10 protein-coding genes and 8 pseudogenes are annotated in these 24,300 nt (G+C 48.7%); 12 read left to right on the forward strand and 6 right to left on the reverse strand.

Annotated elements, in window-relative coordinates:
- Positions 1-1,275: 1,275 nt before the first annotated feature.
- From JCM11969_RS20830 to JCM11969_RS06440, 6 genes and pseudogenes are all read left to right on the forward strand, one after another.
- Positions 1,276-1,620: pseudogene (locus JCM11969_RS20830) on the forward strand (ROK family protein); the annotation flags it as partial.
- A gap of 143 nt (positions 1,621-1,763) precedes the next feature.
- The gene (locus JCM11969_RS19760) at positions 1,764-2,138 is read left to right on the forward strand and encodes an ROK family protein (protein WP_263850022.1); all 375 of its coding nucleotides are present in this window, start codon (positions 1,764-1,766) and stop codon (positions 2,136-2,138) included.
- A 298-nt stretch (positions 2,139-2,436) separates the two neighbouring features.
- Positions 2,437-3,782, forward strand: a pseudogene (gene xylA, locus JCM11969_RS06425) (xylose isomerase).
- A gap of 690 nt (positions 3,783-4,472) precedes the next feature.
- Positions 4,473-5,983: pseudogene (gene xylB / locus JCM11969_RS06430) on the forward strand (xylulokinase).
- Positions 5,984-6,181: 198 nt separating this feature from the next.
- Complete coding sequence (locus tag JCM11969_RS06435) at positions 6,182-6,466, forward strand: hypothetical protein (protein ID WP_054709562.1); 285 nt, start codon at positions 6,182-6,184, stop codon at positions 6,464-6,466.
- An 80-nt stretch (positions 6,467-6,546) separates the two neighbouring features.
- Complete coding sequence (locus JCM11969_RS06440; protein WP_054709565.1) at positions 6,547-6,816, forward strand: hypothetical protein; 270 nt, start codon at positions 6,547-6,549, stop codon at positions 6,814-6,816.
- A gap of 84 nt (positions 6,817-6,900) precedes the next feature.
- Here JCM11969_RS06440 and JCM11969_RS18195 read toward each other — a convergent pair whose 3' ends face one another.
- The 6 genes and pseudogenes from JCM11969_RS18195 to yicI all read right to left on the reverse strand — a co-directional run bounded on the left by JCM11969_RS18195 (position 6,901) and on the right by yicI (position 16,276).
- The gene (locus JCM11969_RS18195) at positions 6,901-7,416 is read right to left on the reverse strand and encodes a transglycosylase SLT domain-containing protein (protein ID WP_054709568.1); all 516 of its coding nucleotides are present in this window, start codon (positions 7,414-7,416) and stop codon (positions 6,901-6,903) included.
- A 1,059-nt stretch (positions 7,417-8,475) separates the two neighbouring features.
- Positions 8,476-9,060 carry a 3-isopropylmalate dehydratase small subunit gene (gene leuD / locus JCM11969_RS06455; protein ID WP_054709574.1) on the reverse strand — a complete coding sequence of 195 codons (585 nt, stop codon included), beginning with the start codon at positions 9,058-9,060 and terminating at the stop codon, positions 8,476-8,478.
- Positions 9,057-10,433: pseudogene (leuC, locus tag JCM11969_RS06460) on the reverse strand (3-isopropylmalate dehydratase large subunit). The gene leuD and the pseudogene leuC overlap by 4 nt, the downstream one beginning before the upstream one ends.
- Positions 10,414-11,487, reverse strand: a complete 1,074-nt coding sequence (leuB, locus tag JCM11969_RS06465; RefSeq protein ID WP_054709577.1) for a 3-isopropylmalate dehydrogenase — start codon at positions 11,485-11,487, stop codon at positions 10,414-10,416. Before leuB ends, leuC begins: the two are co-directional and overlap by 20 nt.
- A pseudogene (locus tag JCM11969_RS17035) lies at positions 11,487-12,657 on the reverse strand (2-isopropylmalate synthase). Before JCM11969_RS17035 ends, leuB begins: the two are co-directional and overlap by 1 nt.
- 1,340 nt (positions 12,658-13,997) lie before the next feature.
- A pseudogene (gene yicI, locus JCM11969_RS06485) lies at positions 13,998-16,276 on the reverse strand (alpha-xylosidase).
- A gap of 278 nt (positions 16,277-16,554) precedes the next feature.
- On the opposite strand from yicI, the gene JCM11969_RS06490 reads away from it, so the two are divergent.
- The 6 genes and pseudogenes from JCM11969_RS06490 (at position 16,555) to JCM11969_RS06515 (ending at position 24,273) form a co-directional block, all read left to right on the forward strand.
- A complete protein-coding gene (locus JCM11969_RS06490) occupies positions 16,555-17,961 on the forward strand; it encodes an MFS transporter (RefSeq protein WP_082409209.1) in 1,407 nt (468 codons plus the stop codon).
- Positions 17,962-17,988: 27 nt separating this feature from the next.
- Positions 17,989-19,131: an ROK family transcriptional regulator gene (locus JCM11969_RS06495; protein WP_054709588.1), complete on the forward strand. Its 1,143-nt coding sequence runs from the start codon at positions 17,989-17,991 to the stop codon at positions 19,129-19,131.
- A gap of 568 nt (positions 19,132-19,699) precedes the next feature.
- Positions 19,700-21,141: pseudogene (locus tag JCM11969_RS06500) on the forward strand (6-phospho-beta-glucosidase).
- 44 nt (positions 21,142-21,185) lie between these two features.
- Positions 21,186-21,806 (forward strand): ROK family protein, encoded by a 621-nt coding sequence (locus JCM11969_RS06505; protein WP_082409210.1) that lies wholly within the window; start codon positions 21,186-21,188, stop codon positions 21,804-21,806.
- The gene (locus JCM11969_RS19765; RefSeq protein ID WP_082409211.1) at positions 21,737-22,045 is read left to right on the forward strand and encodes an ROK family protein; all 309 of its coding nucleotides are present in this window, start codon (positions 21,737-21,739) and stop codon (positions 22,043-22,045) included. Before JCM11969_RS06505 ends, JCM11969_RS19765 begins: the two co-directional genes overlap by 70 nt.
- 7 nt (positions 22,046-22,052) lie before the next feature.
- A pseudogene (locus JCM11969_RS06515) lies at positions 22,053-24,273 on the forward strand (glycoside hydrolase family 3 C-terminal domain-containing protein).
- The last annotated feature ends 27 nt before the right edge of the window (positions 24,274-24,300 follow it).

Raw genomic sequence — 24,300 nt, forward strand, 5'->3', positions numbered from 1 at the left:
TGATGTCGACACCACAGCTTCGTGCCAAATTGCTGCGTTCCACTTACATAGCGCCAACTGCTGACGATTGATAAGTATCGAATTTGAGTTAAAGCCAGTTCGAAGATTATCCGCACTCGACTGGTGATTGACAACTGTCAATTAACCTATTGATAGGGGCTATTTCTGAAGTGTCTTCTCGATTCAATGTTGTGTACGTATTTGGGGTTCTTAGTACGTTGCATTGCGCGATTTAGCACGGAACCGTAGTGGCTCGCGACTAAGCTAAGTTGTCTGTCGCTGTGCGCCATACAACTGGATCTTATTCGTCTCGCATGTCACTAAATGGCCAAAGGACGGCCATCAAGTGACATCGACACCACGATTCCTTGCTAAATCGCTCCATTCCACTGATAGAGAGCCAACTACGGCCGATTGATCAGTATAAACAATATAGTTAAAGCCAGTTCGAAGATTATCCGCACTTGACTACTGATTGACATTTATCAGCTAACCAATTGATAAGTGATGTTGCTCAATTTCATTAATTGGAAGTCAACGTTAAGTTGTGTAATGTAGACGCAACAACTAATTGTCATTCAAATCCAATATCAGCGGAGTGGAGCCAGTTGGCATTGCACGTTGTAGTGTCGGTGTTCCTTGGCGAGGGTTCTTTCCTCGCCTAGTAACACGGGAGACGTAGGAGATCCTTGAATTTATGTAAAGAAATTCAATAGCTCCGGAGCGACCCACTTCAACGTGCAGGGCCAACTGGCGGAACGCAGCGAACAATACAGCATGACTTAACCACGATTTAAAAATAAAATGACGAGTCACAAATAACGGATATAAAGCAGAACGGAGCAGGTGCAGGCGTACTTATGAAAATGGCGGTTGTGATTTTCACGTTGTCTATTCGTAAATGAGTAATGTACAATGAGATTATTGTTAATCGAAACAGAGGGGGACTTCAGAATGGCAGGCACGATTCGAAATCGGATGCAACTGCATCAGCAAAACATTCAATCCGTGTTGGCTCAGGTGTTTAACCACCAGCCAATTTCACGAATCGAAATTTCACGTAATCTCGCATTAAATAAATCAACCGTTTCCTCCCTCTACAACGCTTTGAAAGAAGAAGGCTACGTGGAGGAACTCGGTGAGGGGGCCGCGTCAACAGCGGGCGGCCGGAAGCCAGTACTTCTCGCAATTAACCGCAGATATGGCTATACCATGAACTTTGATTTCGGCTACCGCCACATTCACGTGATGAAGAATAATTTGTCAGGGGACATCATGTCTTACACACAGGTGGATGCGAAGGACATTGGAATCAAGGACATTCTGCCGTTGATCGAAACGCAGATTGAGAAGGCTGAAAACGAGGATCAGACAAAACACAATTTGCTTGGCATTAGTTTTGCCATCCACGGGACCATTGATGACAATGCCATCACGTACTCGCCGTTCTTGGACATGGAGGGTATCGACCTGGTCCAGTATTTCGGTGATAAGTACGATGTACCAGTGCTGCTCGAAAACGAAGCGAACCTTGCAGCCGTTTTTGAACGCGACTTCAACGATGAAAATCAGCGGCTCAGTAATGCCGTGACCATCAGCATTCACCGTGGGATCGGTGCTGGACTGATTATTAATAAAAAACTTTACCGCGGCGCCCATGGTGAAGCAGGCGAAATCGGCCGGTCACTGCGGTTGGCAACAACATCAACGAAGCACCACGCAAGGTCGAAGATTACTGTTCTGAAGATGCCATTATCAATCAGATCAGTGAGGCGCGTGAAGGCGCACCGCTGGACCGGTACGAAGTTGTCAAATTGTACAACGAAAATGACGCCATCGCCAAACGCGTCATCGGGTCGTTTGTTGAAAATACGGCACGAATTATCGTGAACGTCAGCAACGACTATGATCCAGATGAGATCTTTTTGAACTCGCCACTGATCGAATCCCTGCCAGAGTTACTGCCCGAGATTCGGAATGCGTATAGTAAGATCGTTCCTTCAAACACCGTGATTCCAATGACGGTGACCCGTAATTCGCACTATGCCACCTTACTTGGCGGCTGTGCGCTGATTACGCGTCGTGTGCTGAACCTGGAAGATTTTGAACTAAACTTTGCGGCCCAGCAAGAATTTTAAACAGTATTTTCGACACCCTCAGCACACCGTTGCCGCAGGGTGTCTTTTTTAGACTTCGCAAGGGATAGTAGCGGGGAGCAGGCAGCCATCCGCGGGTCTTGGTTGTTTAAAACAACTAATTTGAATTTATTTTTAGCTCGACAAACCCCAACATACCGCCATTTAGCCGTTTAGCACACAATTATTTCGTTTAAAAGGGGTTGCATTTTCGGTTGTAAGCGCTATACTGTGTTTGTTAGTTGGTTGTATGAACAAACTAATTGAAAATAGATTTTAAAAAATTTTAGGAGGCTTCTTCATGGCTGAACAATTATGGGACATGGATAAGATTAACTATGTAGGTAACTCAAGCTTAACTTCTGGTGCAGAATTTCATTACTACAACCCAGACGAAGTGGTTGCTGGTAAGAAAATGCGTGACTGGTTACGGTTCTCTGTAGCATACTGGCACACATTTGACCAACGTCTGGTTGACCCATTCGGTGATGGGACTGCTATTCGTCCTTACGACAAGTACACTGATCCAATGGACAACGCCTTAGCTAAGGTTGATTACGCCTTTGAATTTTACGACAAATTAGGGAACGACTTCCTTTGCTTCCATGACCGTGACTTAGCTCCCGAAGGTGACACCTTACGTGAAACCAACGCTAACTTGGACAAAGTTGTTGACCGGATCGTTGATTACCAAAAGACGACTGGCATGAAGGTTCTTTGGAACACGTCAAACATGTTCACTAACCCTCGTTTCGTTGCTGGTGCTGGTACTTCACCATACGCTGACATCTTTGCTTACTCTGCTGCTCAATTGAAGCACAGTTTGGAAGTTGGTAAGCGTGTCGGTTCTGAAAACTATGTCTTCTGGGGCGGCCGTGAAGGTTACGAATCACTCTGGAACACCGACATGAAGTTGGAACAAGAACATGCTGCTAAGTTATTCCACATGGCTAAGGACTACGCCAACGAAATCGGCTTCGACGCACAAATGTTGCTCGAACCAAAGCCAAAGGAACCAACGACTCACCAATACGACTTTGATGCCGCAACCACTATCGCATTCATGAAGGAATACGATTTGGACAAAGACTTCAAGTTGAACTTGGAAGGTAACCATGCTAACTTGGCTGGCCATACTTACCAACACGAAATCCGTGTTGCGCGTGAAGCAGGCTTACTTGGTTCATTGGATGCCAACCAAGGTGACAAGCTGATCGGCTGGGACATTGATGAATATCCTTCAAACTTGTACGAGACCACTGCCGCAATGTACGAAGTGCTTGAAAACGGCGGTATCGGCCCTCGCGGTGGTTTGAACTTCGATTCAAAGCCTCGTCGTTCATCATTCGAACCTAACGATCTGTTCTACGGCCACATTGTTGGTATGGATAGCTTCGCTGCCGGCTTACGTGTTGCTGCTAAGATGGAAGAAGACGGCGTTTTGAAGAACATCGTCGCTGACCGTTACAGCTCATACAAGTCAGGTATCGGTGCTGATATCGAAAGCGGCAAGGCTGGCTTCAAAGAACTTGAAGCATACAGCTTGATAAGACACAAGCTGAACTGCGTGCCGCAACGTCATCAGATCACTTGGAACAAATCAAAGACACTATCAACCACTACATTGTTAACACTTTAGGCAAATAACAATTTAAATGGTTAAAAAATAAGCAGCGAGTGGACTTGCGTCTGCTCGCTGCTTTTCCTGTTAAACGATCTAGTGGTTAAGGGCCGTTGCATTCCACGATTTGGCACTCCGCTGTGGTGGCTCGCGATGAAGCTAATTCGATTTCTGCTGCGCAGCTCTCGAATGGATCTCCATCGTCTCGCATGTCACTAGATGGCCAAAGTACAGCCATCAAGTGACATCGACACCACTGCTCCGTGCCAAATCGTTCCATTCCACTCACCATGAGCATACTGTTGACGTTTGTTAAAAATCACATATGCAGTCAAAGCCAGTTCGCGGATTATCCGCACTCGACTGCTGCTTGCTTGCTGTCAGTTAACCTAATGATGCTGGCTGTTCATGGTTAATCGACATAGACCTGCAGTGTATGCGAAGTTATGAGAGGCGATGGGAGGACAGACTATCCTGATTTACAACAAGTATCAGCGGAGTGGAGCCGGTTGGCATTGCACGTTGTGGTGTCGGTGTTCCTTGGCGAGGGTTTTCTCCTCGCCTAGGAACACGGGAGAAGTAGGAGATCCTTGAATTTCTGACAAGAAATTCAATAGCTCCGGAGCGACCCACTTCAACGTGCAGGGCCAACCGGCGCAACGCAGCGAACTTCGCCCACTAACCAGAAAATGAAATTTAAAGAGGAGCATAAAACCATGAACGAATACGTTTTAGGCGTGGACCTTGGTACCAGTGCCGTTAAGGTGTCCGCTATGAACCGGGACGGCGAGATCGTCGCCCAACAAAGTTATGATTACCCACTGTCACAGCCGCACCCAGGCTACAGTGAACAAAACCCTGAAGAATGGGTCTCAGGGACAACGGTTGCCATTGTCCAGTTGATTTTGGAAGACCACATCAAGCCAGAAGAAATTTCTGGGATCAGTTTTTCGGGTCAAATGCACGGGCTCGTTTTGCTTGATGAAAACAACCAAGTATTACGCCCAGCTATTTTATGGAATGATACCCGGACATCGAAGCAACGCGCTGAGATCGAAGAAAAACTTGGCGACAAGTTTGTAGAAACCACTAAGAACCGGCCACTGGAAGGCTTTACGTTACCAAAACTCTTGTGGGTCAAGGAAAACGAACCTAACATCTGGGCTAAGGCTAAGACCTTTGTCTTGCCTAAGGATTATGTGCGTTACCGCATGACTGGCCAAATTGCGATGGATTACTCGGATGCCACTGGGACCGTCCTCATCGACGTGAAGAAGGGGGACTGGAGCAAGGCCATCTGTGAAGCCTTTGATATTCCCGTCTCAATGTGCCCACCATTAATGCGGTCGATTGACTCTGCTGGTACGATTTCAGAAAGCTACGCCCTGTTCTCCGGCTTGGACACCCACACCGAAGTCTTTGGCGGCGCGGCCGACAACGCTGCTGGTGCCGTTGGTGCCGGGATCTTGTCACCTAACATGGTTCTTTCAAGTATCGGGACCTCTGGTGTTGTGCTGAAGTACGAGGAAAATCCTAACGTTGATTACCATGGTGTGCTTCAATTTGAATACCACGCCATTCCAGATTCCTTCTATTCAATGGGGGTTACGCTGGCTGCCGGTTATTCATTGAATTGGTTTAAACGCACATTTGCGCAGGATGTTTCATTCAACGACATGGTTGCCAGCGCGGGCGATTCTACGTTGGCGCTAACGGATTGATCTACACCCCGTATATCGTCGGCGAACGGGCACCTTATGCGGATGCTGACATTCGTGGGAGCTTCATCGGTGTTGATGGGACACACCAAAAACGGGATTTAGTCCGGGCTGTGCTCGAAGGGATCATCTTCTCCTTCAAAGACATCATGGATATTTATGACGAACACGACAAGGACTTTGACACAGTCGTTGCCATCGGTGGCGGTGCCAAGAGTGCCCTGTGGCTTCAAATTCAAGCCGACATCTTCAACAAGAAGGTTGTTAGCCTGACCAACGAGCAGGGGCCTGGCATGGGCGCTGCAATGATTGCTGCGGTCGGTCTGGGCTGGTTCAAGGACTTCCAGGAATGTGCTGAGAAGTTCGTCCACTTTGGTAAGGAATACCTGCCAAACCCAGAGAACGCCAAGAAGTACGATCAACTGCACAAAATCTATGGTCAAGTTTATAACCAGACCAAGGACCTCAGTCACCAGTTACTGGACTACCGGCGTGAAAATGATAAATAGGAACACTGAAGAGATCAGCTGCGGCTGGTCTTTTTTGTTGGTTATGAGGCGACGAGTGTCACGAAACCAGAAAATTGGCGTAGCACCATACAGAAAGAATAACGTGTATCGAATAATTGCATAATAGCGTTTTATCATTGTCTCCCTGTGATGGATTTGCTAGGGTGGAGGTAACCTAGTAAACAAGAGGGGATTTTGATGACAAACGGATTATTTAAAAAGGCCCTGATTGATTCCTATCAGTGGATCATGGTCGGCATCGTGATAGATATTATTTTTGAGCCGTTAGATTATATCTTTGGACACGAGTTTACCGGTATTTTTGGACTGGCACAAACGGTGTTACAAGCACCGAATATCTGGCTAACGTTATTGGTGGTAGTCGGAATATTGGTCGTCCTTTGGGTGGTTCTAGTGCTCGTTTTCTGGTTCTTTGAATGGCTAAAACTATATATGGGAAAAGATGACGTTTATAAGCCGTAAATTCGACTAAAAAACTAATTGTTTTAAAAGGCACTATTTGGTAGGCTAAGATAAAACGGACGACTAGAGAGGACCTTTTCATGATTAAGCAGGCGACCAAAAATGCAACGATGTGGATGATAATCGGACTGATTCTGGACATTGTTTTCGAACCAATTGGCTTTCTTTTTCACCACCCCATGGATGGCCTATTTGGTCTGATTCATAACGTCTTGCAGTCACCTAATGTCGGCGCAGCAACACTCTTTTCGGTGGGTGCCCTGCTGATTGTATGGGTGTTACTTGTCCTCTTCTTTATCCTTATTGGCCTTACTACTAACCCCACGAGTAAAGACGATAATCAACACTAATCTAAAACAGCATACAAAAAAGCCATCTGACTACGCGGTCGGATGGCTTTAAATGTGTGTTAGTCATTGATTAGCAGCTGAGTCTTATTCGCCCCAAGCAGCTAACCCTTGTGTGTTGTATAAGCTGACAGCGGCATCGATTTGAGCATCGACGTCACCACTGCTGATGTGCATGTTTTGGAATAACCCATAAGCACCACTAGATGCGTTCACAACAGTTGGTTCCCAGTTTGATTCACGGGTGATGATGGTGTTCCAAGTTGATGCTGAAACGCCAGTCCGTGAAGCCATTTGGCTCAAGACGTATGATTGTTCGCTTGAGCTTAAGGCTGCTGAAGAAGTCGTTGTGCTCGTTGATGCTGAACTAGTCGTTGAACCAGTTGAGCTGTAGTTGTTGTATGAGCTGTAAGTTGGTGTCGAGTATGATGAATACGATGGGGTACTTGATGAGTAGCCGTAGCCAGAATATGATTGGCTGTATGAAGGGGCTTGACTTGCGTATGCAGAGGTAGTTGATGCGTTTGAGGTAACGGCACCTGCAGCGACTAAACCAAAGGTAACTGCGGTGGTAGCGAGAATTTTGTTTACAATATTTTTCAAGATATACACTCCTAATAGTAGAAATCTGGATCTTCCGTTTACGTTCAATAGCTGACTAACACGAGTCAACAGGTACGAGTTTAACGACTCATTGTTAGTGTTTCGTAACGGGTATTTTAAGGATTTGCGTCAATCATGCAGTTCGTCGACATTTTGTAATAAACCGTAATATTTGTAACATTAGAAATCTTTGTACAAAACCGGCACACGGGTGATGAGAATGGGCGTGAGCCGTGTTCAAATTCACCGAAATAATAGGCGAATTGGTCAAATTTGTGTGTTTTAGTCATAAACTGTAACGAAAAATATTGGACGTTTTTGGTGGAAAATTGCGTTATTTCTTGAATTTTTTGACTGAATTCAGATTTTTTTGATTTCGCAATCGTATTTTTTCGGTTTTCTTCTATATAAATAGTGACAAAAACACCACTCTTAGAATCCAAGTGGTGTTTTTATTAGGTAGTTAAATGGTGTTATGATGCCGCTTCGTTCCGCCGTTCGGCTCTGCAGGCTGAGGTGGGTCGCTCTGGGGAGCTAGTGAATGTCTGGTCATAAATTCAAGGATCTCCTACGTCTCCCGTGTTCGTAACCGACCCAAGAACGGTCGCTAACGAACACCGACACCACAGCCTGCAATGCCGACCGGCTCCACTGTGCTACGATACTTGTCATAGTCTTCGTAGATGGTGAGTCTTCGAAAATGGCTTCATGAAATCTGTTAAACAAGCGTTACCAGTGACTAACAAATTGTGAGAAGCATTGCTAACAAAGGACTATCAGCAGTCGAGGGCGAATTCTCCTAGAACTCGATTTAACGCCAATGTGATACTTTATGGATTGAAAAACTAAGCTCAATATCAGTGGAATGGAGCAATTTGGCACGGTATCGTGGTGTCGATGTCACTTGATGGCCGTCCTTTGGCCATTTAGTGACATGCGAGACGATGAAGATCCATTCGAGAGCTGCGCAGCAGAAATCGAATTAGCTTCATCGCGAGCCACTTCGATACCGTGCCAAATTGCGGAATGCAACGGACTGTTCATCTCTAATCCCAAAATCTAGTTAAAGTCCGGAATAGCCGCTTCATAAGCGTCAATCTTGTCTTCATACTGCATGGTAATGGCGATGTCATCCAGTCCGTTGACGAATTTGTGTTTCCAAAGCGGATCAATGTCAAATTTGAACGTCTTGCCGGCATAGCGAACTTCCTGGTTGGGAAGATCGACAGTAATTTCGGCGTCAGCAGGAGCTGCCGCTAAGAATTCACGCTGGTCTACCGGTAAAATAATCGCCAGCAACCGGTTTTTCGTGCTGTTCATGTAGAAGATATCGCTGTAACCACCAGCGATGACGACTTGGAAACCGTAATCCTTCAGTGCCCAAACGGCGTGTTCACGCGATGAGCCACAGCCGAAGTTGTCGCCGGTGATGAGAATGTTGGCGCCTTGGCGCTCCGGTTTGTTTAAGATGAAATCAGGATTGGGCTTGTTGGGTGACGTGTAGCGCCAGTCGTAAAACAAGTTTTTGCCATAGCCGACCTTCAGGATGTTTTTCAGAAATTGCTTGGGAATCAGTTGGTCGGTATCGATGTTTTCCTTCATTAATGGGACCGAGGTACTTGTAATGGTTGTGATGGGTTTCATGCGGTGACACCTTCCTTTCTGATATCGATAAAGTGGCCGTTGATGGCAGCGTAAGCAACCATTGCCGGGCTAGCGAGGTGGGTTCGAGACCCTGCACCCTGCCGCCCCTCAAAGTTTCGGTTTGAGGTTGACGCACAGTGGACGCCAGCTGGCACTTGGTCGGGATTCATACCCAAACAAGCGGAGCAGCCAGGTTCACGCCAATCACAGCCGGCATCCTTGAAAATTTTATCCAGTCCGAGTGCTTCAGCACGTTCTTTGATGGTCCGTGACCCGGGAACGACAAGGGCGGTGACCTGTGGCGCAATGTGATGGCCTTTAAGGACATCTGCTGCAATCTTCAGGTCAGAGAGCCGCCCGTTGGTACATGAGCCAAAAAAGGCGAATTCAATGGGAATTTCGGGTGCGGTTTGACCTGGCTTCAAGCCACATAGTCGTACGCTTTTTGATCATCATCGTTTTGAATTTCTGGAAATGGTTTGTCAACCGGCACGGCCATCCCGGGATTGGTGCCCCATGAGACAAAGGGTGCCAGATCACTGACGTCAAAGTCAACGATGCGGTCGAAGGCGGATTCGTCATCGGTGTAGAACTGTTTCCAGTAGGCGATGGCCTTATCCATATTTTTAGGCGCGTACTTGCGGCCGGCAACGTAGTCAAAAGTGGTTTGGTCGGGTTGAATCGACCCCATTTTAGCGCCACCTTCAACGGCCATGTTGCACAGCGTCATCCGTTCTTCCATGCTCATGGCTTCAATCGTGTCGCCATAGAACTCGGCTGCGTAGCCGGTCCCGAAAGCAACCCCTTCGCGGGCGATGATGCCCATGATGATGTCCTTGGCGAACACGCCGTGGGGGAGTTTACCGTGGACATGGATGCCCATGGTCTTCGGTTTCGTTTGCCAAATGGTTTGTGTGGCGAGCACGTGTTCAACTTCGCTGGTCCCAATGCCAAACGCAATTGAGCCAAAGGCACCATGGTGGAAGTGTGCGAGTCGCCGCAGACAATGACCATCCCTGGCTGAGTCAGGCTAATTGTGGGCCGATGACGTGGATGATGCCTTGGTCTTCATGACCCATGCCGGCTAACCGCACGCCAAATTCCTTTGCGTTCTTGCCAAGGGTGTCGATCTGTTTCTTTGAAATAGCATCCTTGACGTTAAAAATATCCTGGGTGGGCACGTTATGGTCCATCGTCGCAAAACTCTTGTCGGTCCGGCGAACTTTGCGGTTGTTTTCACGGAGGCCTTCAAAAGCCTGTGGTGACGTGACTTCGTGTAATAGATGCAGATCAACGTAGATCAATTGCGGATCGCCGACGTCACCGGTAATGACGTGACGGTTCCAGATTTTATCAAACATGGTTTGGCTCATAGTTATGCTGACCTACTTTCTTAATCGTTTTAATAATCGTATCGGTAACTTCATCGGTGGTTGCGGTGCCGCCAAGGTCGGGGGTGACGATCTGGTCGTCAATGGCCTGGTCAACGGCGGTCATGATCGTGTCAGACAGGTCCTGGCGGTCAAACGAGTTGGCCAGCATCATGGCGACCGACTTGATCATGGACAGCGGGTCGGCGATGCCCTGGCCCGCAATGTCTGGTGCTGAACCGTGGATGGGTTCGTAAAGCGCTGGGCCATCGGTGCCCTTACTCATAGAAGGGATGGTGCCAAGCGACCCGGTAATTTGGGCGGCTTCGTCACTGAGAATGTCGCCGAAGAGGTTTTCCGTCAAAATCACATCAAACTGACCAGGGTTTGCGATGATCTTCATTGAAGCGGCGTCGACATAACTGGTGTCGTAGGTCACTTCGGGATAGTCGGCAGCAATGCGGGCGGTGATTTTACGCCAGAATTTGCTGGTGTCCAACACGTTGGCTTTATCCACGAGGGTGACGTGCTTGCGGCGTTTCATGGCCATTTCGAAGCCAACCTTAACGATGCGTTCAATTTCGTTTTCTGTGTAACGCATGGTGTCCAGCGCGTAGGTTTCGTGTGTTTCTCGCGGTGTACCAAAATAGATACCGCTGGTCAGTTCACGGACGATGACGAAATCAACTGGGGATTCATTTCTAATAGGCGAGTACTGACGCATTGCCGGACTGATCACGGTTGGACGGATGTTGGCAAAGAGATTGAGCGCTTTGCGAATCTCCAACAACCCCGTTTCAGGGCGACGCTCAGCTTTGTCCCACTTGGGGCCGCCGATTGCGGAGAGCAGCACGGCGTCGGCTTGTTTGCAGGTGGCTAACGTGGAAGCGGGTAATGGGTCACCTAGCTTATCGATGCCTTCACCGCCAAATGGCACGGGGTGGAGGTCGTAATCAAAATTCTCGTTTTCAGTAACAGCGGCCAGCACCTTTAACCCGGCAGCCATGATTTCAGGGCCAATGTAGTCCCCGTTAAGAACGGCAATTTGTGCAGTCATTAGGCGCTCACCTCGTTTGTCGCATGGATTTGCGACATAATTCGGGTCAAATCCTCTTCGGAAACGATATCCGTGTGATCGGCACAATCCTTGAAGACGGGGAAGATGGCCTTCATGGCCTCGCGGTCGACGCTGAAGCCCATTTCGTTGAGCTTGTCCATCACAGCGTGGGAGCCTGACAATTTGCCAAGTGGCAGTGAGGTTTTGGCAGCCCCAACGGATTCAGGCGTGAGAATCTCGTAAGTTTGCGGGTTCTTCAACATGCCATCTTGGTGGATCCCTGATTCATGAGCGAAGGCGTTAGCACCGACGACCGCTTTGTTATGCGGAACGGGCATCTTCGCATAGTCGCTGATCATGTCACTGGTTTTCTTGGTTTCTTTCATATTGATGTTGTTCTCAGCGTCGTAGTAGTCTTTACGAACGTACATGGCGACAGCGACTTCTTCAAGGGCGGCGTTGCCGGCACGTTCGCCGATGCCGTTGATCGTCCCTTCGATTCGGGTCGCACCGTTTTCAATTGAGGCCAGGCTGTTGGCAACAGCCATTCCGAGGTCATCGTGACAGTGAACGGAGAAGGTGATGTCGTCAAAGGCTGGAATGTTTTCACGCAGGTTCTTGAAGAGGGCGGCAAACTCTACTGGGTTGGTATAGCGACGGTGTCAGGAATGTTGATGACGGTTGCACCCGCATCAATGGCGGCCTGGATGGAGTCAACCAGGAAGTCTGGCTCAGTCCGGGTAGCATCTTCTGGAGAGAGCTCAACGATGTCAAAGAATTTGTGTGCATATGTAACGTGTTCGGTAATGGAATCGATCACTTGCGCCTTCGTCATATGTAATTTGGAGTCCCGATGAATCGGCTGGTGGCGATGAAGACGTGAATTTGTTTATGGGCGGCGTCTGCGGTTGCCTTGACACAAGCATCGATGTCGCCTTTACGGGCCCGCGCTAGTCCGGTAACGCGGACCTTCTTCACGGCGCGTGCGACGGCTTGGACGGCGTCAAAATCCTCCTTAGAAGCAACGGGGAATCCAGCTTCAATCACGTCAACACCCCAGTTTTCAAGCTGTTTTGCGATCGCGATCTTTTGTTCAACATTGAAGTTCACACCAATGGTTTGTTCGCCGTCACGCAGCGTCGTATCGAAAAATTGAATTTGTTTTGTCATAGAAATGACCTCCTTATAATTTAAAATCCAAGTAACAAATAACACCCCATTCAATCGAATAGGGTGTTTCGTCAAAGCCCCATTCGATAACGCAAACAGGACTCGACAAGTTAAGATGTCTAGTCCTGGGTTATAGTAATAAGGCTAACGCAAAGGTTACAACAGCAGCAGTTTTAACTTGTGATTGTGAGACAAATTGGTTTTTCATTGTTGTAACCTCCGTTCGTTTTTTGTATGCAATCAATCTACCATACATTATGAGAGTGAACAACCATTATTCTCATAGAAATCACATATATTCCATATTGAATAGTGTTTTTGACTGTTCTTATGTGATTAGTGGCACATTGAAAAGATTTTCAATTTATTTTTATGCTTGTTTGGAATATTTCCGATGTAATTACCGGTAAATGCTGGATTATAGCGGATTGTGGTTGGATGGCGCTACATTCCGTAATTTGGCACTCCACCGTGGGTGGCTCGCGATGAAGCTAATTCGATTGTCGCCTTGCGCCACTCGAATGGATCTTCATCGTCTCGCATGGCTCTAAGCGGAGAGAACCACTCCGCTAAGTGCCATCGACACCACAGTTCCGTGCCAAATTACTGCATTTCGCTCACTTTGCGCTAACTGCAAACCTTTGATAAGTATTGAAATTGCATTAAAGCTAGTTCGATGATTATCCGCACTTGACTGCAATGCTCTTCATTCAGAGGCAACCAGTAGACAAAGTATTGAGTGTCAATCTTTGACTGCCTAATGCGGGGCCAATATTGTGCAAATTAAGTAGTAGTGCTGGTATGTCGCAACGTGATGAGTCATGAAAGTCTCAAAATTTAAAGTAAGCATTAGTAGTTGCGTTATGAATCCTGCTAGTTTAGTAAGGAGCATTGCTGTTAATAGACTGAATAGCAGTCGAGGGCGGATTCTCTACGAACTTGGTTTAACACCATTGCGATGCTTGACTAGTGATAAAATGGCGGCTCTCAGTAAGTGGAATGCAGCAATTTGGCAGGCTGTCGTGGTGTCGACATCAGTTAGCGACCGTTCTTTGGTCGGTTACTGATGTGCGAGTCGACTGAGATCCACTCGAGAGCTGCGCAGCAGAAATCGAGTTAGCTCAGTCGCGAGCCACTACGACGGCCTGCCGAATTGCGGAATGCAACGGACTATCACCTGAAATTTGAAGGACCCCGGTACAGCCTGCAGAGCCGACCGGCGCAACGCAGCGAACGATAACAACTAAAAACCCCAGCCAACAACGCAAAGGGGCTTTGCATTATCAGCTGGGGTTTAGTTGGTTAGTTGATTGTTAAGTGTTGAAAGCTAGACAAGCAACTTATAGAGACAGGGTGGTTGAGCCACCGTCGAGCGTGAATTCGGATACCTTGCCGTCTGCGTGGACGTAGACCTTGGAGCTGCCCTTTAAACCGTCGGCGGACAAGGTGATGGTGTTGCCGCTGCGTTCTGCAGTGACGTGACCGGCAGGCTTGCCTTTTTCGTCAACGACACGGGTGGTTTCGCTGGCACCATCTGCGAATTCGTACAGGTGGATGTCAGGTGAATCGGTGTAATCATATTCAGCGTGTTCCGCGTTGGGATTGCGTAAAATGATACTATTTTCGCGAGCGAGAACTGGTAAGGTCAGGTTATCGTACGTTTCGTCTAACCAGGCACCGTTCTTGATGTCGTAGGTCTGTTCGTTAAGGATGTTGGTCCACTTGCCTTCTGGCAGGTAGTACTTCACAGTTCCTTCAGCGTTGAAGATTGGCGCAACTAACAGGCTAGGGCCAAACATGTACTCGCGTTCGAGAAAGTAGGTGTTGCGGTCTTTCGTGTACTCCATGAAGACAGGGCGCATTAATGGGTCCCAGTTTCATGGGTGTTCACAGCTTCGTTGAAGAGGTATGGCATCAAGGATAACTTGAGGTCAACGAACTTCTTGGTGTTGGCAACCGCTTCGTCATCAAAGACCCACGGCACCTTGTACTGACCGCTACCATGGTAACGGGAGTGGGAACTCAGCAGGCCAAATTGGGTCCACCGTTTGTACAGATCAGGGGTTGCTTGTTCCTCAAACCCACTAATATCATGAGCCCAGAAGCCGAAGCCGGACATCAAGAATGACAGGCCACCACGAAGGGAGTCAGCCATTGACTTGTAGCGTGACAGACAGTCGCCGCCCCAGTGAACAGGGTACTTTTGTGAGCCGACTGTTGCGGACCGTGCAAAGACGGTTGCCTGGTCGTCGCCTTTTTCTCGTTTGATGAGGTCAAAGACGGTCTCGTTGTATTGCAGGGTGTAGTAGTTGTGTTAGCGCTTTGGATCAGAACCGTCGAAGAACACTGCGTCATCGACCGGAATCCGTTCACCAAAGTCAGTCTTAAAGCAGTCAACACCCATATCAAGCAAGGCTTTCAGCTTAGATTGATACCATTTAACGGCGTCAGGGTTGGTGAAGTCGACGAAGCCGTTGCCAGCTTGCCAGAGATCCCATTGCCAGACATTGCCGTCCTTGCGCTTGATAAAGTAGCCGTTATCCTGAGCTTCCTTAAATAGCGGTGATTTTTGGGCGATGTAAGGGTTGATCCAGACACAGACTTTGATACCGCGGTCGTGAATCTTCTTGATCAGCCCTTTTGGATCAGGGAATTGTTCCTTGTCCCAGAGGAGGGTGCACCATTCAAAGCCCTTTTGCCAGAAACAGTCAAAGTGAAAGACATCGAGCGGAATCTTGCGGTCGTGCATGCCGTCGATGAATTTCAGCACCGTTTCGGCACTGTAGTCGGTCGTAAATGAGGTCGATAACCAAAGGCCAAATGACCATGCCGGTGGTAGTGCAACTTGGCCGGTCAGACGGGTGTACTTGTTGAGGACATCCTTAGGTGTTGGGCCATCAACGATGAAGTATTGTAGCGATTCACCTTCCACACTGAACTGGGTCCGGTCAACATTTTCGGAGGCAATTTCAAAGGAAACCGTTTCTGGTTGGTTGACGAAAACCCCGTAGCCTTCTGAACTGAGATAGAACGGAATGTTCTTGTAAGCCTGTTCGCTACCAGTCCCACCATCTTTGTTGATGATATCAACGGTTTGGCCGTTCTTCACTAATGAGGTAAACCGTTCGCCAAGGCCATAGATCAATTCGTCAACACCCATGGACAGTTGTTCGCGCATGTAGTGTTTGCCAGTCGACTTGTCTAAGATAACGCCCTGGGCCTTTTCCATCGATTTGGTGATCTCCTTACCCTTATGTAAGAAGTCGAGCTCAAAGTGAGATTTATAAGGCACCTTAGCGGTTAAATCACCGGACCTAAAGGTGATCTCTTTATCGCCAGTTGTGATATCAATATTTGGATGTTCATTTTCCGATTGGTAAGAAGGTCCCTTATCGTTTTGATCAAAGTGAATCAGCTTAACACCGATCACGCCTTCAATCGGGGAGGTCAGTTCAATCGTTGACATCCCGAGATTTAATTTGTCGCCGCGTTCGTTAATGTACTTAAACGGGGCGTAAAGGGTTAACTTGTCGTCCGACTTGCGATAGTCGAAGACTTCTTTTGGGGACTGAATCTCATATTGAGGTCGGTCGAGCCAATAACCATCAGTAAACTTCATCTAAAAACACCTCTGTTTTGGATTAATAGAAAATTGAATTAATTAATTGTCACGATCAGTGTACCGAATCCGTTTTAAATTGTCAACGCTTTCATGAATACTGTAATACTTGATTTTGTCCATTAAACGTTGACATAACGACCTTTAACATCGATTTTACGGTTGGTTGTTCATTTGAACTAATTCCTTATTGACACGAGAAAACGGTTACAATATAATCGGAGTTAGAAAATTTAATTAATTAACCGTCCTACTATTTTGATTACGAGGTGTTTCATATGAGTGAAAATGTTTCGAATGACTCGACACCAACGCCGATTGAACAACAGCAACAGGTGCCGTGGAAAGAACGTTTCTCCTATAGTTTAAGTGATTTTGCCTGCAACCTGTCCTTCCAGATGGTTGGGACCTACCTGATGATCTTCTATACAGATACATTCGGGATCAGTGCTGCCGCTGTTGGGACCTTGTTCTTCGTTGCCCGGTTCTTCGATGCCGTCGATGGCCCATTCTGGGGGATCATGATCGACCACACCCATACTAAGTGGGGGAAGAGTCGGCCGTACTGGTTATGGTTCTCGATTCCATTTGCTGTTTTCTGTGTCCTAGTCTTTACCACGCCAAGCATGAGTTTAACGGGTAAACTGATCTGGGCCTACATTACCTATATCGGTGTTGATGTGCTGTATTCGGCAGTTAACATTCCAATTACTTCTATTTTGCCATCATTAACAAGCAACCCTCAAGAACGGGTCACCCTTTCAACGATCCGTCAATTCATGGGGACTGCCGGTGCTGCCATTATTACCGGGATCACGTTGACTATGGTTGCTAAACTTGGCGGTGGGTCAACCACCAGCAAGCGCGGTTGGTTCCTCTGGGCACTGATCGTCGGCATCATCGTTGTGATTATTTTTGCAATCGTTTTCAAGAACACAAACGAACGGGTTCAAAACAAGAGCTCTCGCCAATCAATTCCAATCAAGGAATCCTTGAAGGCGTTGAAGCGCAACTGGCCATGGGCCATCATCATCTTCATTAACTTCATTTACTGGTTAGGGATGCAGACCCGTTCTCAAGTAACGGTTTACTTCTTTAAGTACAACATGCACGATGCCACCTTATCGTCATTCATTTTGAGCTTACAATTCGTTTCACTGATCGCCGTTGTTTTGACCCCATGGACCTCTCGTAAGATTGGGAAACGGAACACCATGTTAGGTGGGATGATCCTCGCCTGTGTCGGCCAACTGCTGTTGAGCTGGGGTGCTAGTTCACTCAATGTGCCGATCATCGTTGTTGCAACTATCGTCGGGTACATGGGTACCGGTTATGTTTCAGGCTTGATTGCCGTTATGCTGGCCGATGCCGTTGACTATGGTGAATGGAAGAACGGTGTCCGTGCTGAAGGTATCGTCACTTCATTCTCAAGCTTTTCTGCTAAGTTAGGGATGGGCTTTGGTGGTGTTATCACTGGTTGGATCATGACTGGGACCGGCTATGTGGCTAACCACGCCCAAACTGGCGCAGCCCTTCACGGAATCGAATTAAACTACATTTGGGTACCCCTTCTTGGATTTGCACTTTCAGGAATCTCACTTTTGTTCTATCATGTGGACAGCATCGAGAAAAAGATGCAGAGCGATCTTACCGCAAAACATGCGAAAGAAAACGCCGGAGAATAAACTCTAAGAAAAGTGAGCATAAAAAACATGATTATCAATAAAGACGTAATGCGTGATTACAACGAACGGTCAGTGCTTCAAGCCATTGTGAACTACGGCCCGATTTCACGAAATGAGATCTCAAAGAAACTCGGCCTGAACAAGGTCTCCGTTTCAGATATTGTGGGGTCCTTCATTGACCGAAAGCTGGCCTACAGTTTGGGAGAAGCTAAGTCCTCAAGTACCAGTGGTCGCAAACCAGAATTGATCGAATACAACTCTGCGTACGGGTACGTGATCAACTTTAGCCTGAATGGCGCCACGCTAGAAATGCTAGCCACGAAGCTTGATGGCCGGTCGCTGGATTACAGCACCACGTCGATTGATAGTCAGTCCATTGCTGAAATTGTGACTAAAATGGAGGATATGATCGCGCAGCTGCCGGAATTTGAAACGGATTTTGGGCTGCAGGCCATCTCGATTGCCATCTTTGGCATGGTCTATCAGGGCGAAGTCGTGACGTCGCCGTTTGTGGACATTGACGACTTTGACCTGGTGGGACATTTTGAAACGAAATATGATGTGCCAGTCATTGTGGAGAACGAAGCCAATCTGGCTGCCATTTTCGAACAGGACTTTAGTAAACAGGAGCTGCAAAACATCGTCGCCGTTAGTATTCATGATGGCATCGGTGCCGGCATCATTATCAATACCCAGCTGTACACCGGTAATTACGGGCAGGCGGGTGAAGTCGGGCGGATCATTGTTCAGGATAAGGGGCTCAAGAAACGGCGCCTCTCAAAGCTGCCGAGTTTTGATTCGGAATGGTCACAAAAATCGCTTCTGCGCAAAGCTGCCAAGTTGAAGCAAAGTCCCGCTTATTCACTAGAAATGTTGGTTGCCGATTTTAACGCGGACGATGAAGCCATCACCGGGTTAATTGAAGAATTCTGCTACCACCTTGCCGTCATCATCAACAACTTGATCGCGCTCTATGACCCGCAGATGATCTTCTTCAATGCCCCGCTGATTGACGCACTTCCCGAAATCCTAAAAAACATCCAAATGAAACTCGGCTTCATGCCGCTGGTACCGCCACTGGTCATGTCAAAAGACGTCACCTACGCAACGTTACTTGGTGGGGCATCACAAGCAATTCACCGGGTATTGCACATGGAGGGCACGCGTTGATCTTCCATCATTAATGGGATTGTGGCTGGACTGGCGTTGCACTCCGCAATTTGGCACTCCGTGTGGTGGCTCGCGACTGAGCTAACTCGATTTCTGCTGCGCAGCTCTCGAGTGGATCTCAGTCGTCTCGCACATCAGTAACCGACCAAAGAACGGTCGCTAACTGATGTCGACACCACAGCTCCGTGCCAAATTGCTGCGTTCCACTCATACAGTGTCAACCGCTTACTTCTGCTAATTATCGAAAGCCAGTAAAAGCTAGTTTCTAGATTATCCGCCCTTGACTGCAGTTCACCGATTGCTAGCTAACCTTTTAGCGTTGAGTAAGGTGGATGATCATTAGCAAACAGAAAATTAGTCGTGTTGACTTAACGGGTTTTGGGACTAGTTTGAGCAAGTATCAGCGGAGTGCCGCCCGGCGCAACGCAGCGGCAGTTATCCACAGATTTCACACAAGAACAAAATTAAGCAATCAATCGAGCCCAAATAATCCTGATTTCCCAACTGATCAGGCATTATTTGGGCTTGTTATGTCATCGAAGACTCGTATTTTGAAAGGATGGATCGTATGTCAGAATTACCAAAGGATTTTCTGTGGGGCGGCGCGGTTGCCGCTCATCAAGTTGAAGGCGGTTATGATGCCGAAGGAAAGGGGCTCAGCGTTGCCGATGTGATGACGGCTGCTGGCAATTACGGCGAGCGTCAGATCACGGACGGTGTGCAACCCGGTGAATTTTACCCGAACCATGATGCGGTGGATTTTTACCATCAGTATCCAGAAGACGTGAAGTTGTTTGCTGAAATGGGCTTCAAATGTTTCCGGACGTCGATTGCCTGGACGCGGATCTTTCCGCAGGGCGATGAGGATGAACCAAATGAAGCAGGACTGGCATTTTACGACCGATTATTCGATGAATGTCTCAAATATAATATCGAACCCGTCGTGACGTTGTCGCATTTTGAAATCCATTACCACCTTGTGACCAAGTATGGCGGCTTCCGAAACCGGAAACTGATCACCTTCTTTACACGGTTTGCGACGACCTGTTTTAAGCGGTACAAGGATAAGGTTAAATACTGGTTGACGTTCAACGAAATTAACAACCAGATCAACTACGACCGGACCTTCTCACTGTTTACCAACTCGGGTGTTGAAATCAAGCCTGGGGAAAACGCCGAGGCCGTCATGTATCAAGCTGGGCACTACGAAGTGGTTGCCAGTGCGATTGCGGTGCAGGAAGGCCATCGTATCAACCAAACTTCCAAATTGGCGCGATGATTGCCATGACGCCAGCTTATCCGGCAACGGATAAACCAACGGGCATTCTAAAAGCGCAACGTGCCATGCAAGCCCGCTTTTGGTTCTCTGACGTCCAGGTTCAGGGCCGCTACCCAAGCTGGTTGACGATCTATCAGCAAAAGAAACACTTTGACCTTGATATCACGCCAGAAGATCTAAAAACGCTTGAAGCTGGTAAGGTCGACCATCTTGGACTCAGTTACTACAAGTCGTTTGCGGTGGCTGCGCACGCGGATGAGGACGATTTTTATTCCTATAATGAAACCAATGATGTTGTTGAAAACGACAAGGTGCCGCACTCTGACTGGGGCTGGGAAGTTGACCCGCGGGGGTTACGTTACTCGTTGAACTGGTTAAATGACCGCTACCATGTGCCGTTGTTTATCGTTGAAAATGGGATTGGCGCCATTGACAAGCTGACGGATGACCACCAGATCCACGATCAGTACCGGATCGATTATTTGCGCGACCACATCGAACAGATGAAATTGGCCATGGTCGATGACGGCGTACCGGTCATGGGTTACACGCCGTGGAGTGCGATCGATATCGTTTCTGCCAGCACTGGTCAGTTGTCGAAACGTTACGGGTTCATTTACGTGGATCGTAACGATGACGGCAACGGGTCAATGGCACGGTATAAGAAGGATTCGTTCTACTGGTATCAGCACGTCATTGCAACAAACGGCGACGACCTTAGTGATCGGTAGGTGAGCAAAATGGCAGACCCAATGATACAAACGGCGTTGTTAGCGTGGATATTGGAGGTACGAGTGTAAAAACGGCATTGTGGCGCGACGGGGCACTTCTTTGCAAGCGCCAGTTTGAGACGCCGGCGACCTGGGAAGGATTGCTCAGTCATATTGAATTCGTGAAAGACGAAGTGACCGCGGCTCAGGGCGCTCGGGTGACGGGCATCGCGGTGAGTTTACCCGGCAGTGTGGACACCGCCACTGGAACGATTACGGGCACGAGCGCAGTGCACTACCTCAATGCGTTTCCCGTCCGTGACACCATGGCAGCCTATTTCCACTTGCCGGTGAGTCTACAAAACGATGCCAACTGCGCTGCTCTGGCCGAAGCCTGGCTCGGCAACGCGCGTGACGTATCGTCAGCGGTGCTGATGGTCGTGGGTACTGGCATCGGTGGCGCAATTGTTCGCCAGCAGCGCCTTGTGACCAGCCACGATAACTTTGCCGGCGAGTTCGGGTACATGGAAATGACGGCTGAAGGGGATACCTTGAGTGAGTTGGCAAGTCCTGTGAAAATGGCGCGCGTTATGGCGAAGCCACGCACCAGCCAGACATTTCGGACCGTGCGGATGCCGGCGAAGCTCAGGCGCAACGCGCTGTTAACCTGCTTTACCACTGGTTGAGCGTGGCGGCGTATAATTTAGTTGTCGGCTTGAATCCCGACCGGTTATTGATCGGTGGCGGCATTTCAGCCCGGTCAGAAGTGATCGATGAGATTCGCAGCCGGGTGATGGCAATGCAAGACCGCCACAGCGCCCAGGCGATTCAGACTGACATTCAAGCCTGTCACTATCTCAACGACGCAAATCTAGTTGGGGCAGTGCGGCAGTTTGAACTAGAAAGGATTAGAAAAGGGGACTGACTATAAAATGGGAAAACAAAACGATCAGGCGTTTATTGACACACTGACGCTGCCGGAAAAGGCGGCACTGGTGTCAGGAAAGGATGCCTGGTACACCGCAACGTTAGACCGGGTCGGCCTGAAACGGTTGATGATGACCGATGGCCCATCCGGACTGCGGAAGCAAAATATAAATGCGGCCGTGACAGGGATCAATGACAGTGTGACGGCCGTGAGTTTCCCGTCTTCAGCACTGACGGCAAGCTCGTTTAATCGCACAGCGCTGAACGCACTAGGCCATCATTTGGGCAAGGCGGCCCGTGCCGAAAAAATTGGCGTGCTCCTTGGCCCCGGCATCAACCTAAAGCGCAGTCCATTGGCAGGCCGGAACTTTGAGTATTTCTCAGAGGACCCGTACCTCGCGGGTGAAATGGCCAGTGCCTACGTTGATGGGGTGCAGGCTGAAGGTGTCGGCGTGAGCGTGAAGCACTTTGCCGCCAATAACCGCGAAAATCAGCGGTTTACCAGTTCGTCCAACATGGATGAACGCACCCTGCGCGAACTGTACCTTGCCGCCTTTGAAAAGGTGGTGAAGCACAGTCACCCAGCAACGCTCATGTGTTCATACAACGCCATCAATGGGACGTTGAATTCACAAAATAAGTACTTACTGACCGATATTCTTAGAGATGAATGGGGCTTTCAAGGGCTTGTCATGTCCGACTGGGGTGCGGTGGCGGACCACACAGCAGCTATTCAGGCCGGTCTTGATCTGGAAATGCCTGGGAAGGGGCCTGCTTCCACGCAGGAAATCATTGATGCCGTCAACGCTGGCAAATTGTCAGAGCACGACCTGAACCGATCCGTGCTCCGGGTGTTAGACCTCATCGCCACCTATCGGCCAGACAGTGAGACCGTTACCCCATACGACCTAGATGAACAGCATGCATTTGCGAGAAAGTTGGCCGCTGAGAGCATGGTGCTCCTGAAAAATAATGGCGTGCTCCCGTTGAAGCAAAACCAGTCCCTGGCCGTGATTGGCGAACTGGCCGCCCACCCGCGCTATCAAGGCGGCGGCAGTTCTCACGTGAACGCTACAAGGTCGTGACGCCACTGCAGGCCATTCAAACTGCTGCACCGGATGCCTTTTATGAAGCTGGTTATCAGCTGAACAGCGAGGCAGCGGATGCAGACCGTTTACAACAGGCTGTATCAGCAGCTAAACAAGCTGATCAAGTCGTGATTTTCGCCGGTTATCCTGCTAGTCGCGAGTCGGAAGCTTTGACAAGACGAGTCTTTCATTGCCGGATAACCAAAATGAGCTGATTGATGCAGTTACAGCAGTTAATGACAACGTTACAGTGGTGCTGCAAAACGGGTCAGTGGTGCTGATGCCATGGGCGGATCACGTTCAGGGCATTCTGGAAACGTACCTCGCTGGTGAAGCCGTCGGTGAGGCAACTTGGGACGTGCTCTCTGGGGCAGTGAACCCAGCAGGTCGTTTGGCCGAGACCTTCCCAAAACGGTTGGCAGACACGCCAAGCTACCTGACATTTAACGCGGATCCCGAACAGGAAAATTACCGCGAGGGGCTCTTTATGGGCTACCGGTACTATGATAAGAGACAACAGCCCGTTGCGTTTCCGTTTGGCTTTGGATTAAGTTACACCACGTTTAAGGACGATGATCTGAAGTTGACTGTGGGAACGGACAGCGTTACCGCAACACTGTCTGTGACCAATACTGGGCGTGTGGCTGGAACCGAAACGGTGCAAGTCTATGTCTCAAATCAGACAAGCCGCATTGAAAAACCAGTCAAGGCACTGGCCAACTTCGCACAGGTGTCGTTGGCACCCGGTGAGACGCAGACCGTTACGCTGACGTTGGATCAGCGGGCGTTTAGCTGGTATAACCCAGCCATCAAGGACTGGCAGGTCGATAATGGCGACTACGCCATCTTGGTTGGCACAAGCAGTCAGGACATTCGGCTGCAGGCAACCGCAACCCTGAACTGGCCGCAAGCGGCAAAACCACAGGTGACGTTAAACAGTTACATTGGCGATGTTTTGGCGCTGCCTGAAGCCCAGTCTGCGCTGAAGGAGAGCGGCTTAACCGATGTGTTTGCGCCATTAGCTTCCGGCGAGACCACGGACCAGCAGATGCTGTTGAACATTCCGTTACGGTCGGCCAACATGGTCGGCGCAACGCAGGAACAGCTGGACCAGTTTCTTTCGTTGATGACCAACTAATTAAAACGACCACCACTTCCGTTATAG

It is taken from the genome of Secundilactobacillus paracollinoides DSM 15502 = JCM 11969 (assembly GCF_001311135.1).
Classification (GTDB): Bacteria; Bacillota; Bacilli; order Lactobacillales; family Lactobacillaceae; genus Secundilactobacillus; species Secundilactobacillus paracollinoides.